Source organism: Paraburkholderia sp. WS6, from assembly GCF_030464835.1.
Lineage (GTDB): Bacteria > Pseudomonadota > Gammaproteobacteria > Burkholderiales > Burkholderiaceae > Paraburkholderia > Paraburkholderia madseniana.
Genome location: NZ_JALQCK010000077.1, coordinates 1 through 18,221, shown reverse-complemented (window position 1 = coordinate 18,221; position 18,221 = coordinate 1). Strand labels below are relative to the sequence as shown.

The 18,221-nt window shown below is 58.7% G+C and carries 12 protein-coding genes, 1 tRNA gene and 2 pseudogenes; all 15 read left to right on the top strand.

Annotated elements, in window-relative coordinates; translation table 11 throughout:
• Positions 1 to 101: pseudogene (locus tag M0D64_RS43520) on the top strand (elongation factor Tu); the annotation flags it as partial.
• Positions 102 to 166: 65 nt separating this feature from the next.
• Positions 167 to 242 (top strand) — tRNA-Trp (locus M0D64_RS43515).
• A gap of 36 nt (positions 243 to 278) precedes the next feature.
• The gene (gene secE, locus M0D64_RS43510; RefSeq protein WP_046567533.1) at positions 279 to 659 is read left to right on the top strand and encodes a preprotein translocase subunit SecE; all 381 of its coding nucleotides are present in this window, start codon (positions 279 to 281) and stop codon (positions 657 to 659) included.
• 1 nt (position 660) lies between these two features.
• Complete coding sequence (nusG, locus tag M0D64_RS43505; protein ID WP_007180147.1) at positions 661 to 1,218, top strand: transcription termination/antitermination protein NusG; 558 nt, start codon at positions 661 to 663, stop codon at positions 1,216 to 1,218.
• A gap of 165 nt (positions 1,219 to 1,383) precedes the next feature.
• A complete protein-coding gene (gene rplK, locus M0D64_RS43500; protein ID WP_025496715.1) occupies positions 1,384 to 1,815 on the top strand; it encodes a 50S ribosomal protein L11 in 432 nt (143 codons plus the stop codon).
• Positions 1,816 to 2,514: a 50S ribosomal protein L1 gene (gene rplA / locus M0D64_RS43495; RefSeq protein ID WP_011490061.1), complete on the top strand. Its 699-nt coding sequence runs from the start codon at positions 1,816 to 1,818 to the stop codon at positions 2,512 to 2,514.
• Positions 2,515 to 2,816: 302 nt separating this feature from the next.
• A complete protein-coding gene (rplJ, locus tag M0D64_RS43490) occupies positions 2,817 to 3,320 on the top strand; it encodes a 50S ribosomal protein L10 (RefSeq protein WP_054043370.1) in 504 nt (167 codons plus the stop codon).
• A gap of 63 nt (positions 3,321 to 3,383) precedes the next feature.
• On the top strand, positions 3,384 to 3,758 hold the full coding sequence (rplL, locus tag M0D64_RS43485; RefSeq protein WP_054043372.1) for a 50S ribosomal protein L7/L12: 375 nt from the start codon (positions 3,384 to 3,386) through the stop codon (positions 3,756 to 3,758).
• A 370-nt stretch (positions 3,759 to 4,128) separates the two neighbouring features.
• Positions 4,129 to 8,235: a DNA-directed RNA polymerase subunit beta gene (rpoB, locus tag M0D64_RS43480; protein WP_054043374.1), complete on the top strand. Its 4,107-nt coding sequence runs from the start codon at positions 4,129 to 4,131 to the stop codon at positions 8,233 to 8,235.
• Positions 8,236 to 8,256: 21 nt separating this feature from the next.
• On the top strand, positions 8,257 to 12,495 hold the full coding sequence (gene rpoC / locus M0D64_RS43475; RefSeq protein WP_093647725.1) for a DNA-directed RNA polymerase subunit beta': 4,239 nt from the start codon (positions 8,257 to 8,259) through the stop codon (positions 12,493 to 12,495).
• A 252-nt stretch (positions 12,496 to 12,747) separates the two neighbouring features.
• Positions 12,748 to 14,595, top strand: coding sequence for a DNA helicase RecQ (gene recQ / locus M0D64_RS43470; RefSeq protein WP_154566893.1), 1,848 nt, complete (start codon positions 12,748 to 12,750; stop codon positions 14,593 to 14,595).
• 221 nt (positions 14,596 to 14,816) lie between these two features.
• The gene (gene rpsL / locus M0D64_RS43465) at positions 14,817 to 15,197 is read left to right on the top strand and encodes a 30S ribosomal protein S12 (RefSeq protein ID WP_006998493.1); all 381 of its coding nucleotides are present in this window, start codon (positions 14,817 to 14,819) and stop codon (positions 15,195 to 15,197) included.
• A gap of 193 nt (positions 15,198 to 15,390) precedes the next feature.
• Positions 15,391 to 15,861 carry a 30S ribosomal protein S7 gene (gene rpsG / locus M0D64_RS43460; protein WP_006053291.1) on the top strand — a complete coding sequence of 157 codons (471 nt, stop codon included), beginning with the start codon at positions 15,391 to 15,393 and terminating at the stop codon, positions 15,859 to 15,861.
• Between the two features lie 134 nt (positions 15,862 to 15,995).
• Positions 15,996 to 18,098 (top strand): elongation factor G, encoded by a 2,103-nt coding sequence (gene fusA / locus M0D64_RS43455; protein ID WP_054043378.1) that lies wholly within the window; start codon positions 15,996 to 15,998, stop codon positions 18,096 to 18,098.
• A gap of 47 nt (positions 18,099 to 18,145) precedes the next feature.
• Positions 18,146 to 18,221: pseudogene (locus M0D64_RS43450) on the top strand (elongation factor Tu); the annotation flags it as partial.

Here is an 18,221-nt window from a genome sequence, read left to right as displayed (position 1 = left end):
AGCTGATCAACCCGATCGCGATGGAAGAAGGTCTGCGCTTCGCAATCCGCGAAGGCGGCCGTACGGTCGGCGCAGGTGTGGTTGCTAAGATCCTCGAGTAACGCCAGAAAGTTCTCGTTGATCGGTAGTTTCGGGGTTGGCGGTGTCGTCAACCCCAAAATGGTTTAGGGGTATAGCTCAACTGGCAGAGCGTCGGTCTCCAAAACCGAAGGTTGGGGGTTCGATTCCCTCTGCCCCTGCCAACTCTCGCGCCGTATATGGCGCTTCGTTAAGGTGTTATGGCGAATCCTTCCGTCGAAACTGTAAATACATCCGGCGACAAGCTGATGCTCGTCGCGGGCGTATTGTTGGTCTTGGCCGGGTTCGTGGGGTTCTTCTGGCTCAGCGGCCAGGAATGGTACGTCCGCGGAGCCGCCTTGGCTGTTGGCGCTATCGCGGGTGTTGCAGTCGGTCTTCTCTCCGCGCCTGGCAAGGGTTTCATCGCTTTCGCCAAAGACTCGTACAAAGAAGTTCGCAAGGTTGTCTGGCCGACTCGTAAAGAGGCCACCCAGACAACGCTCGTAGTGTTCGGCTTCGTGTTTGTCATGGCGATCTTTCTTTGGATTAGCGATAAATCCATCGAATGGGCGATTTTCTCGGTGATTCTGGGTTGGAAATGATATGAGCGATACTCCGGCATCCCCGAGCGGCAAACGTTGGTACGTGGTGCACGCCTACTCCGGCATGGAGAAGAGCGTGCAACGTGCGCTTCAGGAGCGCATCGAACGTGCCGGCATGCAAGACCAGTTTGGTCAAATCCTCGTTCCGACTGAAGAAGTGGTCGAGGTGAAAGGCGGTCACAAATCGGTGACCGAGCGTCGTTTCTTCCCGGGTTATGTGCTTGTGGAAATGGAAATGACAGACGAAACGTGGCACCTCGTGAAGAACACGGCAAAGGTGACGGGTTTCGTAGGCGGTGCGCGTAATCGTCCGAGCCCGATTTCCCCGCGGGAAGTCGAGAAGATCATGTCGCAAATGCAGGAAGGCGTGGAAAAACCGCGTCCGAAGACCCTGTTCGAAGTAGGCGAGATGGTGCGGGTGAAGGACGGTCCGTTCACGGATTTCAACGGCAGCGTCGAAGAAGTGAACTACGAAAAGTCGCGCGTCCGTGTTTCCGTTACAATCTTCGGCCGCGCAACGCCGGTCGAGCTGGAATTCGGCCAGGTCGAAAAGTTGTAATCCAGAATTCTACGGGGCGCACCGGTCGGTGCGTTCCGTATTTCGCGCTTACGGTCCGCGTAATGGCCGTTGAGGAGCGTAAGTAGTCTGTTTTTTGGCGAACGCGCGCTACTACTCACTGAATGTCCGCTTGTACTAGGGCGGCGTTCCTAAGAGGTTTTCAAAATGGCAAAGAAAATCATCGGCTTTATCAAGCTGCAGATTCCTGCAGGTAAAGCCAACCCGTCGCCGCCGGTCGGTCCGGCACTGGGCCAGCGCGGCCTGAACATCATGGAGTTCTGCAAGGCGTTCAACGCGCAGACTCAAGCTATGGAACCGGGTCTGCCGATTCCGGTCGTGATCACCGCGTTCGCGGACAAGAGCTTCACGTTCGTTCTGAAGACGCCGCCGGCTACGGTTCTGATCAAGAAGGCAGCGAAGATCGACAAGGGTTCGGCCAAGCCGCATACCGACAAGGTCGGCAAGATCACCCGCGCTCAAGCTGAAGACATCGCCAAGACCAAGATGCCCGATCTGACGGCAGCTGATCTGGACGCAGCGGTTCGTACGATCGCTGGTAGCGCCCGCTCGATGGGCATCACCGTGGAGGGCGTGTAAATGGCTAAGCTTTCAAAACGTCTGCAAGCATTTGCAGCCAAGGTTGATCGTCAAAAGCTGTACGCGATCGACGAAGCTCTGTCGCTCGTGAAGGAATGTGCAAGCGCAAAGTTCGACGAGTCGATCGACGTTGCAGTGCAACTCGGCATCGACGCGAAGAAGTCGGACCAAGTGGTTCGTGGCTCGGTCGTGCTGCCGGCTGGTACCGGTAAGTCGGTTCGCGTGGCTGTGTTTGCACAAGGCGAAAAGGCTGAGCAAGCTCGTGCAGCTGGCGCAGAAGTCGTCGGTATGGAAGACCTGGCTGAACAAGTCAAGGCTGGCAAGCTGGACTTCGACATTGTGATCGCTTCGCCGGACACGATGCGCGTTGTCGGTACGCTCGGTCAGATCCTCGGCCCGCGCGGCCTGATGCCGAACCCGAAGGTTGGCACGGTTACGCCGGACGTCGCGACTGCAGTCAAGAACGCCAAGGCTGGCCAGGTGCAATTCCGCGTCGACAAGGCCGGTATCATCCACGCCACGATTGGCCGTGCTTCGTTCGAGCCGACGGCTCTGCGTAGCAACCTGAACGCTCTCGTCGACGCGCTGCAAAAGGCGAAGCCGGCAACGAGCAAGGGTGTGTACCTGCGCAAGGTTGCGCTGTCGAGCACGATGGGCGTTGGCGTTCGCGTCGACCAGGCATCGCTCGCAGCACAGTAATAAATTTCATCGCCTCGATGTGAGTCGAGGCGGTTTTATGGGCTTTGGGCGGTCGCAAGATGGCAGTTTGCATTGAGCGACCGGTTGTCAAAGACCGTTGGCGGGAACGCAGCAGGTAGGCGAACCCTTAATGCAAAGCCAACGCAGATGGCGAACCCGAAAAGGTTTTGTAGTGATGAAACCGTTCGATTTCCGCAGCAATGTGGGCATCGGGCGGTCGAAATACTCCTGACTGGTCGGACGCCGTTATTGAACGCGGTACACAAGGCGCACGCTGCGTGTATCGAATCTGGAGGTTAACCGTGCCACTCAATAAAGAAAGCAAGCAGGCCGTCGTCGCTGAGGTTGCCGCGCAAGTCGCGAAAGCCCAGACCGTGGTTCTGGCTGAGTATCGTGGGATCACGGTTGGCGATCTGACCAAGCTGCGCGCGAAAGCGCGTGAGCAACAGGTTTACCTTCGTGTGTTGAAAAACACGCTGGCGCGTCGCGCTGTTGAAGGTACCCCGTTTGCTTCTTTGGCAGAGCAGATGACCGGTCCCCTGATCTACGGCATCTCGGAAGATGCCATTGCCGCTGCTAAGGTCGTCAACGACTTCGGCAAGAGCAATGACAAGTTGATCATCAAGGCTGGTTCCTACGAAGGCAAGGTGATGGACAAGGCTGGCGTGCAAGCGCTGGCAAACATCCCGAGCCGCGAAGAACTGCTCTCCAAGCTGTTGTACGTTATGCAAGCACCTGTTTCTGGCTTTGCGCGCGCTCTGGCCGCGCTGGCAGAAAAGAAACAAGGCGAAGAAGCTGCTGCGTAACGCACTTCAGTCGAGCGTGATTGATCGCTGGCTGTATCCGAATTCAATTTAGGAGTATTTCAAATGGCAATCGCAAAAGATGACATCCTCGAGGCAGTAAGCTCGATGTCGGTTCTGGAACTGAACGAGCTGGTCAAGGCGTTCGAAGAAAAGTTTGGCGTGTCGGCAGCTGCTGTTGCAGTGGCAGGCCCGGCAGGCGGCGGCGCTGCTGCTGCTGCTGAAGAGCAAACCGAATTCACGGTCAACCTGACGGAAGTCGGCGCGAACAAGGTTTCGGTCATTAAGGCTGTTCGTGAACTGACGGGTCTCGGCCTGAAGGAAGCGAAGGACCTGGTCGACGGTGCACCGAAGCCTGTTAAGGAATCGGTACCGAAGGCTGCTGCTGAAGAAGCCAAGAAGAAGTTGGAAGAAGCCGGCGCGAAGGCTGAAATCAAGTAAGTTTCGGCGCGTTGTGCGAAGGCTGGCGGTTTTCCACCGCCGGCCTTTTTGTGCTTTGTGGGAACTATGTTTTTGTCAGCCGGTTTCGGCAAGAACAGGGGTCCCAGAAGCCAAAGAAAATCGCCTATCGGCAATATTGACCGGCGCTTCTCTTTGTCTTCTGAAGCGACTGCAGAAGGCAAGTTTGGTCGGGTAGCGGGCAACATAGGCATCCGCTGCCGTCAGCCAGCGGTTGGTAGCGGCCAACCACCAAGCTTCTAGGCTCGTTCAAGCCATCGGACGGCCATCGGGTCTCAGTCGGTGAACACTCGGGTTGTCTCATCAAGGTATCCTGCCTCGACAACAATGCCCGCCGTGATTCGGAGATCGTATGCAATATTCCTTCACCGAGAAGAAGCGCATTCGCAAGAGTTTTGCGAAGCGCCCCATCGTTCACCAAGTACCTTTCCTGCTGGCTACCCAGCTTGAATCATTCAGCACGTTTCTGCAAGCAGACACGTCATCCACGCAGCGCAAGCCGGAAGGCCTGCAAGCTGCGTTCACGTCCGTTTTTCCGATTGTTTCGCATAACGGGTTCGCTCGTCTAGAGTTCGTCAGCTACATGCTGTCGCCGCCGGCATTCAACATCAAGGAATGTCAGCAGCGCGGTTTGACGTACTGCTCAGCACTGCGCGCGAAAGTGCGCCTGGTGCTGCTCGACAAGGAATCGCCGAGCAAGCCGGTCGTCAAGGAAGTGAAGGAACAGGAAGTGTACATGGGTGAAATTCCGCTCATGACGCCGACAGGTTCGTTCGTTATCAACGGCACGGAACGTGTGATCGTTTCGCAGCTGCATCGCTCGCCTGGCGTGTTCTTCGAACACGACAAGGGCAAGACGCACAGCTCGGGCAAGCTCCTGTTCTCGGCCCGTATCATTCCTTACCGCGGCTCGTGGCTCGACTTCGAATTCGATCCGAAGGACGTGCTGTACTTCCGCGTTGACCGCCGTCGCAAGATGCCGGTCACGATCCTGCTGAAGGCGATTGGCCTGACGCCGGAACAGATCCTCGCAAACTTCTTCGTGTTCGACAATTTCACGCTGATGCCGGAAGGCGCGCAGATGGAATTCGTGCCGGAGCGTCTGCGTGGTGAAGTCGCGCGCTTCGACATCACGGACCGTGATGGCAACGTGATCGTCCAGAAGGACAAGCGGATCAACGCCAAGCACATTCGCGATCTCGACAACGCGAAGACGAAGTTCATCTCGGTGCCGGAAGACTATCTGCTCGGCCGCGTGCTTGCGAAGAACGTCGTCGACGGCGACACGGGTGAAGTCATCGCCAACGCGAACGACGAAATCACCGAGACCGTCCTCGAAAAGCTCCGCGAATCGAAGATCAAAGACATCCAGACGCTCTACACGAACGATCTGGATCAAGGTCCGTACATCTCGTCGACGCTGCGTATCGACGAAACCGCGGACAAGATGGCTGCACGCATTGCGATCTACCGCATGATGCGTCCGGGCGAACCGCCGACCGAAGAAGCGGTCGAGGCGTTGTTCAACCGTCTGTTCTACAGCGAAGACGCATACGACCTGTCCAAGGTGGGTCGTATGAAGTTCAACCGCCGTGTCGGTCGCGACGAAATCGTCGGCCCGATGACGCTGCAAGACGACGACATCCTCGCCACGATCAAGATCCTGGTCGAACTGCGTAACGGCAAGGGCGAAGTGGACGACATCGACCACTTGGGCAATCGTCGTGTGCGTTGCGTCGGCGAACTGGCGGAAAACCAGTTCCGCGCAGGTCTCGTGCGTGTCGAACGTGCGGTGAAGGAACGCCTCGGCCAGGCCGAAAGCGAAAACCTGATGCCGCACGACCTGATCAACTCGAAGCCGATTTCGTCGGCGATTCGCGAGTTCTTCGGTTCGTCGCAGCTGTCGCAGTTTATGGACCAGACCAACCCGCTGTCGGAAATCACCCACAAGCGCCGTGTTTCGGCACTTGGCCCGGGCGGTTTGACGCGTGAGCGCGCTGGCTTTGAAGTCCGCGACGTGCACCCGACCCACTACGGCCGTGTGTGCCCGATTGAAACGCCGGAAGGTCCGAACATCGGCCTGATCAACTCGCTCGCACTGTACGCGCACCTGAACGAATACGGCTTCCTCGAAACGCCGTATCGCAAGGTTGTGGACAGCAAGGTGACGGATCAGATCGATTACCTGTCGGCGATCGAAGAAGGCCGTTACGTGATCGCTCAGGCGAACGCGGCGGTTGCTGCTGATGGCTCGCTGACCGACGAACTGGTGTCGTCGCGTGAAGCAGGCGAAACGCTGATGGTGACGCCGGACCGCATCCAGTACATGGACGTGGCGCCGTCGCAGATCGTCTCGGTGGCAGCATCGCTGATTCCGTTCCTCGAGCACGATGACGCGAACCGCGCATTGATGGGTTCGAACATGCAGCGTCAGGCTGTGCCGTGTCTGCGTCCTGAAAAGGCCGTGGTCGGTACGGGTATCGAACGCACGGTGGCAGTCGACTCGGGTACGACGGTTCAGGCATTCCGCGGTGGTGTGGTCGATTACGTCGACGCAGGCCGTATGGTGATCCGCGTGAACGACGATGAAGCCGTTGCTGGCGACGTCGGCGTGGACATCTACAACCTGATCAAGTACACGCGTTCGAATCAGAACACGAACATCAACCAGCGCCCGATCGTAAAGGTCGGCGATATCGTGTCGCGTGGCGACGTGCTGGCTGACGGTGCATCGACCGACCTCGGCGAACTGGCTCTCGGCCAGAACATGCTGGTCGCGTTCATGCCGTGGAACGGCTACAACTTCGAAGATTCGATCTTGATCTCGGAGAAGGTGGTTGCTGACGACCGTTACACGTCGATCCACATCGAAGAACTGAACGTCGTAGCTCGCGATACGAAGCTCGGACCGGAAGAAATCACGCGCGACATCTCGAACCTGGCTGAAGTGCAACTCGGCCGTCTCGACGAGTCGGGCATCGTCTACATCGGCGCTGAAGTCGAAGCGGGCGACGTGCTGGTCGGTAAGGTCACGCCGAAGGGCGAAACCCAACTGACGCCGGAAGAAAAGCTGCTGCGCGCGATCTTCGGTGAAAAGGCTTCGGACGTGAAGGATACGTCGCTGCGCGTGCCGTCGGGCATGAGCGGCACGGTCATCGACGTGCAAGTGTTCACGCGTGAAGGCATTCAGCGCGACAAGCGTGCGCAACAGATCATCGACGATGAACTGAAGCGTTATCGCCTCGACCTGAACGACCAGCTGCGTATCGTGGAAGGCGATGCATTCCAGCGTCTCGCACGTATGCTGACCGGCAAGGTCGCAAACGGTGGTCCGAAGAAGCTCGCGAAGGGCACGAAGATCGAACAGGCTTACCTGGAAGATCTCGACCATTACCATTGGTTCGACATCCGCCTCGCGGACGAAGAAGCAGCGGCACAGCTCGAGGCTATCAAGGACTCGATCGAACAGAAGCGTCACCAGTTCGATCTGGCGTTTGAAGAAAAGCGCAAGAAGCTCACGCAAGGCGACGAATTGCCGCCGGGCGTGCTGAAGATGGTCAAGGTGTATCTGGCTGTTAAGCGTCGTCTGCAACCTGGCGACAAGATGGCCGGCCGTCACGGTAATAAGGGTGTGGTGTCGAAGATCGTTCCGATCGAAGACATGCCGTACATGGCCGACGGCCGTCCGGCTGACGTCGTTCTGAACCCGCTCGGCGTGCCGTCGCGGATGAACGTGGGTCAGGTTCTCGAAGTGCATCTGGGTTGGGCCGCGAAGGGTCTCGGCTGGCGTATTGCAGAAATGCTGCAACGTCAGGCGAAGATCGCTGAACTGCGCGAATTCCTGACCAAGATCTACAACGAGTCGGGCCGCGCTGAAGAGCTGGACAGCTTCACGGACGACGAAATCGTCGAACTGGCGAAGAACCTGCGTGAAGGCGTTCCGTTTGCCACGCCGGTGTTCGACGGTGCGACGGAAGAAGAAATGTCGCGCGCGCTGGATCTGGCATTCCCGGACGACATCGCGAAGAACCTCGGCATGACGCCGTCGAAGAACCAGGTGCGTCTGTATGACGGCCGCACGGGTGAGATGTTCGAACGTACGGTGACTGTCGGTTACATGCACTACCTGAAGCTGCACCACTTGGTCGACGACAAGATGCACGCGCGTTCCACGGGCCCGTACTCGCTCGTGACGCAGCAGCCGTTGGGCGGTAAGGCGCAGTTCGGTGGCCAGCGTTTCGGTGAAATGGAAGTGTGGGCGCTCGAAGCGTACGGCGCATCGTACGTGTTGCAAGAAATGCTGACGGTGAAGTCGGATGACGTGGCGGGCCGGACCAAGGTGTATGAGAACCTGGTCAAGGGCGATCACGTGATCGACGCCGGCATGCCGGAATCCTTCAACGTGCTCGTGAAGGAAATCCGCTCGCTCGGTATCGATATCGACCTCGACCGCAACTAATCGGACTACGGAGAGAAAGCAATGAAAGCTCTGCTCGATCTATTCAAGCAAGTCCAACAGCCTGAAGTTTTTGACGCGATCAAGATCGGTCTGGCCTCGCCAGACAAGATCCGTTCGTGGTCGTTCGGTGAAGTCAAGAAGCCGGAAACCATCAACTACCGGACGTTCAAGCCGGAACGCGATGGTCTGTTCTGCGCGAAGATTTTCGGGCCGATCAAAGACTACGAATGCCTTTGCGGCAAGTACAAGCGCCTGAAGCATCGTGGCGTGATCTGTGAAAAGTGCGGCGTCGAAGTGACGCTCGCGAAGGTGCGTCGCGAACGGATGGGCCACATTGAGTTGGCCTCGCCGGTCGCTCACATCTGGTTCCTGAAGTCGCTGCCGTCGCGTCTGGGCATGGTGCTCGACATGACGCTGCGCGACATCGAACGCGTGCTGTACTTCGAAGCATACGTGGTGATCGATCCGGGCATGACGCCGCTGAAAGCGCGGCAGATCATGACGGAAGAGGATTACTACAACAAGGTCGAAGAGTACGGTGACGAATTCCGTGCCGAGATGGGCGCGGAAGGCGTTCGCGAACTGCTGCGCGCGATCAACATCGACGAACAGGTCGAGATGCTGCGCACTGAACTCAAGAACACGGGTTCGGAAGCGAAGATCAAGAAGTACGCGAAGCGCCTGAAGGTGCTCGAGGCCTTCCAGCGTTCGGGCATCAAGCCTGACTGGATGGTGCTCGAAGTGTTGCCGGTGCTGCCGCCGGAACTGCGTCCGCTGGTGCCGCTGGATGGCGGCCGCTTTGCGACGTCGGACCTGAACGACCTGTATCGCCGCGTGATCAACCGTAACAACCGGTTGAAGCGTCTGCTCGAACTGAAGGCGCCTGAAATCATCGTCCGCAATGAAAAGCGGATGCTGCAGGAAGCCGTCGATTCGCTGCTCGACAACGGTCGTCGCGGTAAGGCAATGACCGGTGCGAACAAGCGTCCGCTGAAGTCGCTCGCTGACATGATCAAGGGTAAGGGCGGTCGTTTCCGTCAGAACTTGCTCGGTAAGCGCGTCGACTACTCGGGCCGTTCGGTGATCGTGGTCGGCCCGACGCTCAAGCTGCATCAGTGCGGTCTGCCGAAGCTGATGGCGCTCGAACTGTTCAAGCCGTTCATCTTCAACAAGCTCGAAGTGATGGGTGTCGCTACCACCATCAAGGCTGCGAAGAAGGAAGTCGAGAACCAGACTCCGGTGGTGTGGGACATCCTCGAAGAGGTGATCCGCGAACATCCGGTCATGCTGAACCGTGCGCCGACGCTTCACCGTCTTGGCATTCAGGCTTTCGAGCCGGTGCTGATCGAAGGTAAGGCTATCCAGCTGCACCCGCTCGTTTGCGCGGCGTTCAACGCCGACTTCGACGGTGACCAGATGGCTGTGCACGTGCCGCTGTCGCTCGAAGCGCAGATGGAAGCGCGTACGCTGATGCTGGCGTCGAACAACATCCTGTTCCCGGCCAACGGCGATCCGTCGATCGTGCCGTCGCAGGATATCGTGCTCGGCCTGTACTACGCGACGCGTGAAGCAGTGAACGCCAAGGGCGAAGGCCTGACGTTCACCGGCGTGTCGGAAGCACTGCGTGCTTACGAGAACAAGGAAGTCGAGCTGGCCTCGCGCGTCAACGTGCGGATCACGGAAATGGTCCACAACGAAGACAAGTCGGAAGGCGCGCCGGCGTTCGTGCCGAAGATCTCGCTGTACGCGACGACCGTCGGCCGCGCAATCCTGTCGGAAATCCTTCCGCCGGGCCTGCCGTTTTCGGTGCTGAACAAGCCGCTGAAGAAGAAGGAAATCTCGCGCCTCATCAACACCGCATTCCGCAAGTGCGGTCTGCGTGAAACGGTGATTTTCGCCGACCAGTTGATGCAGTCGGGTTTCCGTCTGGCAACGCGCGCCGGTATTTCGATTTGCGTCGACGACATGCTCGTGCCGCCGCAGAAAGAACAGATCGTCGGCGACGCCGCGAAGAAGGTGAAGGAATACGACCGTCAGTACATGTCGGGTCTCGTCACGTCGCAAGAACGCTACAACAACGTGGTCGACATCTGGTCGGCAACGTCGGAAGCGGTCGGCAAGGCGATGATGGAACAGCTGTCGACGGAACCGGTGGTCGATCGCGACGGCAACGAAACGCGTCAGGAGTCGTTCAACTCCATCTACATGATGGCTGACTCGGGTGCTCGTGGTTCCGCGGTTCAGATTCGTCAGCTGGCCGGTATGCGTGGCCTGATGGCGAAGCCGGACGGCTCGATCATCGAGACGCCGATTACGGCGAACTTCCGTGAAGGCCTGAACGTGTTGCAGTACTTCATCTCGACCCACGGTGCACGTAAGGGTCTGGCTGATACGGCACTGAAGACGGCAAACTCGGGTTACCTGACGCGTCGTCTGGTCGACGTGACGCAGGATCTGGTGGTGGTCGAGGACGATTGCGGTACGTCCAACGGCGTCGCCATGAAGGCGTTGGTCGAAGGCGGTGAAGTCGTCGAAGCGCTGCGTGACCGTATCCTGGGTCGCGTGACGGTGGCTGACGTCGTCAATCCGGAAACGCAGGAAACGCTGTACGAAACGGGCACGTTGCTCGACGAAGACGCGGTCGAAGAAATCGAACGCCTCGGCATCGACGAAGTGCGCGTGCGTACGCCGCTGACTTGCGAAACGCGTTACGGTCTGTGCGCAGCCTGCTATGGCCGCGACCTGGGTCGTGGCTCGTCGGTGAACGTCGGTGAAGCAGTTGGCGTGATCGCTGCTCAGTCGATCGGTGAACCGGGCACGCAGCTCACGATGCGTACGTTCCACATCGGTGGTGCGGCATCGCGTGCAGCAGTGGCTTCGTCGGTTGAAGCCAAGTCGAACGGTACGGTTCGTTTCACGGCGACGATGCGTTACGTCACCAACGCGAAGGGCGAGCAGATCGTCATCTCGCGTTCGGGCGAAGCGATGATCACCGACGACCACGGCCGCGAGCGTGAACGTCACAAGGTGCCGTACGGCGCGACGCTGTTGCAACTGGACGGCGCGCAGATCAAGGCCGGCACGCAACTGGCGACGTGGGATCCGATGACGCGTCCGATCATCACCGAGTACGGTGGTACGGTGAAGTTCGAAAACGTCGAAGAAGGCGTGACGGTTGCCAAGCAGATCGACGATGTGACGGGTCTCTCGACGCTGGTCGTGATCGACGTGAAGCGCCGCGGTTCGCAAGCGTCGAAGACGGTGCGCCCGCAGGTCAAGCTGCTCGACGCGAACGGCGAAGAAGTCAAGATCCCGAACACCGAGCACTCGGTGCAGATCGGCTTCCAAGTTGGCGCTCTGATCACCGTGAAGGACGGTCAGCAAGTGCAGGTCGGTGAAGTGCTGGCACGTATCCCGGTTGAATCGCAAAAGACTCGCGACATTACCGGTGGTCTGCCGCGTGTGGCCGAACTGTTCGAAGCGCGCTCGCCGAAGGACGCCGGCATTCTGGCGGAAGTCACGGGCACGACGTCGTTCGGTAAGGACACGAAGGGCAAGCAGCGTCTCGTTATCACGGACCTCGAAGGCAATCAGCACGAGTTCCTGATCGCGAAGGAAAAGCAGGTTCTGGTGCACGATGGTCAGGTCGTCAATAAGGGCGAAATGATTGTTGACGGTCCGGCTGATCCGCACGACATTCTGCGTTTGCAGGGAGTCGAAGCGCTGGCGCGCTACATCGTTGACGAAGTGCAGGACGTGTATCGTCTGCAGGGCGTGAAGATCAATGACAAGCACATTGAAGTGATCGTCCGTCAGATGCTGCGCCGCGTGCAGATCGTCGATAACGGTGACACGCGCTTCATCATGGGCGAACAGGTCGAGCGCTCGGATATGCTCGACGAGAACGACCGGATGGCTGCGGAAGGCAAGATCCCGGCAACCTACGACAACGTGCTGCTCGGTATTACGAAGGCATCGCTGTCGACCGATTCGTTCATCTCCGCGGCGTCGTTCCAGGAAACGACCCGCGTGCTGACCGAAGCGGCGATCATGGGCAAGCGCGACGATTTGCGCGGGCTGAAGGAAAACGTGATCGTTGGTCGTCTGATTCCAGCTGGTACGGGTCTCGCGTTCCACAAGGCACGCAAGAGCAAGGAACTGTCCGACCGCGAGCGTTTCGATCAGATCGCAGCGGAAGAGTCGTTCGAATTCGGTACGCCGGAAACCCCGGCTGCCGAACAGCAGCACTCAGGCGAGTAAGTCCGGGCGGCGCAAGCCGCTTGGGCTCACAAGCCAGCGAAGCCGCTCAGTTTCGACTGAGCGGCTTTTTTTTGTCGACAGGAGTTAGTGCTTTAGCACTTACTCCTGTCCCATGCACCGCGGGCGCCTCATTTTTGTGCGTTTTTTGTGGATTCGTCGGCCGAACGGCTAACGTTGTCGCAAAGCGCGGGCGCAGCACGAATGCGTTGGTAAAATTCGTGTCACCGGCATCACGCTGCTTCTCTCCAATTCATGTCCCGTTCGCTCGAAATCCTCAACGAAGTTTTTGGCTACCCCGCATTCCGAGGACAGCAAGGCGAAATTGTCGAACACGTCGCTGGCGGAGGCGATTGTCTCGTGTTGATGCCAACGGGCGGCGGCAAATCGTTGTGCTATCAGATCCCGTCGCTGGTGCGGCGGGAGGCAGGCTGCGGAGCGGGGATCGTCGTGTCCCCGCTGATTGCATTGATGCAGGACCAGGTCGCTGCCCTGAAGGAAGTCGGCGTTAGGGCTGCGTATCTGAATTCGACGCTGTCGAGCGCCGAAGCGATGGCCACTGAGCGTGCGCTGCGCGAAGGCGAAATCGATTTGCTGTACGTGGCGCCGGAACGGTTGATGACGCCCCGTTTTCAGGAGTTGCTCGAGCGCACGCGCATCGGGCTGTTCGCCATCGACGAAGCGCACTGCGTGTCGCAATGGGGCCACGATTTCCGTCCTGAATATATTCAGCTGTCGGTGCTGCACGAGCGCTTTCCGAACGTGCCGCGCATCGCGCTCACCGCGACCGCTGACGCGATCACACGCGACGAAATCATCCACCGTCTCGCGCTCGATGACGCGCGCATCTTTGTATCAAGCTTCGATCGCCCGAACATCCGCTATCGCATCGTCGAAAAGGACAATGCGCGCACGCAATTGCTCGACTTTATTCGCGCTGAACACTCGAAACCGGACGGTACGACCGACGCCGGCGTTGTCTATTGTCTGTCACGGCGTAAGGTCGAAGAAACGGCTGAGTGGCTGAAAGAGAAGGGGATGCGCGCGTTGCCGTACCACGCCGGCATGGAGTTCGAAATTCGCCAGAAGCATCAGGAGATGTTTCAGCGTGAGGAAGGCATCGTGATGTGTGCGACGATCGCGTTCGGCATGGGGATCGACAAGCCGGACGTGCGTTTCGTGGCTCACCTTGATTTGCCGAAGAGTGTCGAAGGTTACTACCAGGAAACCGGGCGCGCCGGCCGCGACGGTATGCCGGCGAACGCTTGGATGGCGTATGGTCTAGGCGACGTCGTGCAGCAGCGCAAGATGATCGACGAGTCCGACGCCGACGACGCGCATAAACGCGTGCAGACCGGCAAGCTCGACGCGTTGCTCGGACTGTGCGAAGCGGCGACCTGCCGCCGGGTGCGGCTGCTCGCGTACTTCGGCGAGTCGAGCAAGCCGTGCGGCAACTGCGATAACTGCATCGAACCGCCCGACACGTGGGACGCGACGCGCGAAGCGCAGATGGCGTTGTCATGTGTGTTCCGCGCGCAGCGGGCGAGTGGCTTTCACTTTGGCGCGGGGCACCTGATCGATATTCTGCGTGGCAACCGTAGCGAGAAGATACTGCAGCGCGGCCACGAGAAGCTCACCACTTTCGGGATCGGGGCGGCACTCGGCGAGCCGGAGTGGCGCGCCATTTTTCGCCAGCTCGTCGCATTTGGCTACCTCGCCGTCGACCACGAAGGCTTCGGCTCGCTGGTGCTGACCGAAGCCGCCAAAGCAGTGCTGAAGAGCGAGCAGAACGTAACAATGCGCCGTTACGTGAAGCCGACGCGTACCCGCCAGTCATCCAGCCGTACCAGCGAGCGCGCCGACCCCACAATCGGCATGGGCCCGCGCGAGCGCGCCCGCTGGGAGCGCCTGCGCGCCTGGCGCACGGAGACTGCGAAAAGCGACGGCGTGCCGGCCTACGTCATCTTCCACGACGCCACGTTGGCCGAAATTGCCCGCAACGGCCCTGATTCCATTGAGGATTTGCGTGGCATTCCGGGCATGGGCGCCCGCAAATTGGACCGTTTCGGCGACGAATTGCTGGAAGTCGTCGGCGCCGACTGAGCGCCGGCGAGCACAGTTTGAGGTCGGCAGGCGTGCGAAACATCGCAACCTGTTGACTCCCTTAGCATTTTCGGAATATTATGCTAGGTTCCGGTTCTTGGAATGCCTGTGCGCGAAGTCAATTCGTGCGCCGACCCCTCGGCCCGGAAGTTCGATGCGCAATCGTTTCTGCTTTGCCCGGAAACAGATGCGTCGATTTTGTTCAATTTCAGGAATAAACAATGCCAACCATCAATCAACTGGTTCGCAAAGGCCGCGCGTCGGAAACGACGAAGAGCAAGAGCCCGGCTTTGCAGGACTGCCCCCAGCGTCGCGGCGTGTGCACCCGTGTGTACACCACGACGCCGAAGAAGCCTAACTCGGCACTGCGTAAGGTTGCCAAGGTTCGTCTGACGAACGGCTTCGAAGTTATTTCGTATATCGGTGGTGAAGGCCACAACCTGCAGGAACACTCGGTCGTGCTGATTCGCGGCGGCCGTGTTAAGGACTTGCCGGGTGTGCGTTACCACATGGTTCGTGGCTCGCTGGATACCCAGGGCGTCAAGGATCGTAAGCAGGCTCGCTCGAAGTACGGTGCGAAGCGTGCAAAAGCAGGCAAATAAGCTGGCAAGTAATTAGCCGGTCAGTGTAGTTTCAGGTCGCCTGTAAAGGCGGTAATAGCGGTGGTGCCGGAATCGCCGGTGCTGTCGAGTAAGTGGTCACCCGACCAGGCTGGTAAGTCGTTAGAGATGAATCGGGTTAGTTGGTGGCCGCGGGGCTAAAAATAGCTCCAACTGAAAAAGTAAAGGAAGAAACATGCCGCGTCGTCGCGAAGTCCCCAAGCGGGAAGTGTTGCCGGATCCGAAGTTCGGTAACGTAGATGTAGCTAAGTTCATGAACGTGCTGATGCTCTCCGGCAAGAAGTCGGTTGCTGAGCGCATCGTGTACGGCGCTTTCGAACAAATCCAGACCAAGGGTGGCAAGGACCCGCTGGAAGTGTTCACGGTAGCGCTCAACAACGTCAAGCCGGTGGTGGAAGTTAAGAGCCGCCGCGTTGGTGGTGCGAACTATCAGGTTCCGGTCGAAGTGCGTCCGTCGCGTCGTATGGCATTGGCGATGCGTTGGTTGCGTGAAGCCGCGAAGAAGCGCAGCGAGAAGTCGATGGCCCTGCGTCTGGCAGGTGAACTCTCCGAAGCGGCCGAAGGCCGTGGCGGCGCGATGAAGAAGCGCGACGAAGTTCACCGGATGGCAGAAGCCAACAAGGCGTTCTCGCACTTCCGTTTCTAAGCTTCCCGAACCCGGGTTTAGCAGAAAAAGCGGAAAGAAATTCCGGGCGGGTGCGCTTACAAAGCGCCTCGCCCGTTTGTGTTACAGCGCGATGGGTATTTTCTCGCATCGCGTCATCCCAATAGAGGATCAAAGTGGCTCGCAAGACACCTATCGAGCGCTACCGTAACATCGGTATTAGCGCTCACATCGACGCCGGCAAAACGACGACGACCGAGCGCATCCTGTTCTACACCGGCGTGAACCACAAGATTGGTGAAGTTCACGACGGCGCTGCCACCATGGACTGGATGGAGCAGGAGCAGGAACGCGGCATCACGATCACGTCCGCTGCTACCACGGCATTCTGGAAAGGCATGGCCGGCGACCGCGCTGAGCACCGCATCAACATCATCGACACCCCGGGCCACGTTGACTTCACGATTGAAGTTGAGCGCTCGATGCGCGTGCTCGACGGCGCATGCATGGTGTATTGCGCAGTGGGCGGCGTGCAGCCCCAGTCGGAAACCGTGTGGCGTCAGGCTAACAAGTACAAGGTTCCCCGTCTCGCGTTCATCAACAAGATGGACCGCACCGGCGCGAACTTCTTCAAGGTCTACGACCAGCTCAAGCTGCGTCTGAAGGCGAACCCGGTTCCGGTCGTGGTGCCTATCGGCGCTGAAGAATCGTTCACGGGCGTGGTCGATCTGCTGAAGATGAAAGCGATCATTTGGGACGAAGCGTCCCAAGGCACGAAGTTCTCGTACGAAGAAATCCCGGCAGAACTCGTCGACACGTGCAATGAATGGCGCGAGAAGATGGTCGAAGCTGCGGCTGAATCGAGCGAAGACCTGATGAACAAGTACCTCGAAGAAGGTGAGTTGACGGAAGCAGAAATCGTCAAGGGTCTGCGCGACCGTACGATCGCTTGCGAAATCCAGCCGATGCTGTGCGGTACCGCGTTCAAGAACAAGGGCGTGCAACGCATGCTGGACGCCGTGCTCGACTTCCTGCCGTCGCCGATCGACATTCCGCCGGTTACGGGCGAACTCGAAAACGGTGAAAAGGCTGAACGTCGCGCGGCTGACGACGAGAAGTTCTCGTCCCTCGCATTCAAGATCATGACCGACCCGTTTGTCGGCCAGCTGATCTTCTTCCGTGTGTACTCCGGCACGACGAAGTCGGGCGACACGCTGCTGAACGCGACCAAGGACAAGAAGGAACGTCTCGGTCGTATTCTGCTGATGCACGCAAACCAGCGTGAAGAAATCAAGGAAGTGCACGCAGGCGACATCGCTGCGGCTGTCGGCCTGAAAGACGCAACCACGGGCGACACGCTGTGCGATCCGCTGCACCCGATCGTGCTCGAACGCATGATTTTCCCGGAGCCGGTGATTTCGCAGGCTGTTGAGCCGAAGACGAAGCCGGACCAGGAAAAGATGGGTCTGGCCCTGAACCGTCTGGCTCAGGAAGATCCGTCGTTCCGCGTTCAAACGGACGAAGAATCGGGTCAAACCATTATTTCGGGCATGGGCGAGCTCCACCTGGAAATTCTGGTCGACCGGATGAAGCGTGAATTCGGCGTCGAAGCAACCGTCGGCAAGCCGCAAGTGGCGTATCGTGAAACGATCCGCGGCAAGGCGGAAGACGTTGACGGTAAGTTCGTCAAGCAGTCGGGTGGTCGCGGCCAGTACGGTCACGCGGTCATTACGCTCGAGCCGAATGAGCAGGGCAAGGGCTACGAGTTCCTGGACGAGATCAAGGGCGGTGTGATTCCGCGTGAATACATCCCGGCAGTCGACAAGGGTATCCAGGAAACGCTGAAGGCTGGCGTGCTGGCAGGCTTCCCGGTCGTTGACGTGAAGGTTCACCTGACGTTCGGTTCGTACCACGACGTCGACTCGAACGAAAATGCGTTCCGCATGGCCGGTTCGATGGCGTTCAAGGAAGCAATGCGCAAGGCTCAACCGGTCATCCTCGAACCGATGATGGCTGTGGAAGTCGAAACGCCTGAAGATTACATGGGCAACGTGATGGGCGATCTGTCGGGTCGTCGCGGCATCGTTCAGGGCATGGACGACATGGTTGGCGGCGGCAAGATCGTTCGCGCCGAAGTCCCGCTGTCGGAAATGTTCGGCTACTCGACCTCGCTGCGTTCGCTGACCCAAGGTCGTGCAACGTACACGATGGAGTTCAAGCACTACTCCGAAGCACCGCGTAACGTGTCGGAAGCGATCATCAACGCCAAGTCGAAGTAATCGCGCGGCAAGTCATTCAACGATTAACTTTTTGAAAGAAGAGAAACATGGCTAAAGGTAAATTCGAACGGACCAAGCCGCACGTGAACGTCGGCACGATCGGTCACGTTGACCACGGCAAGA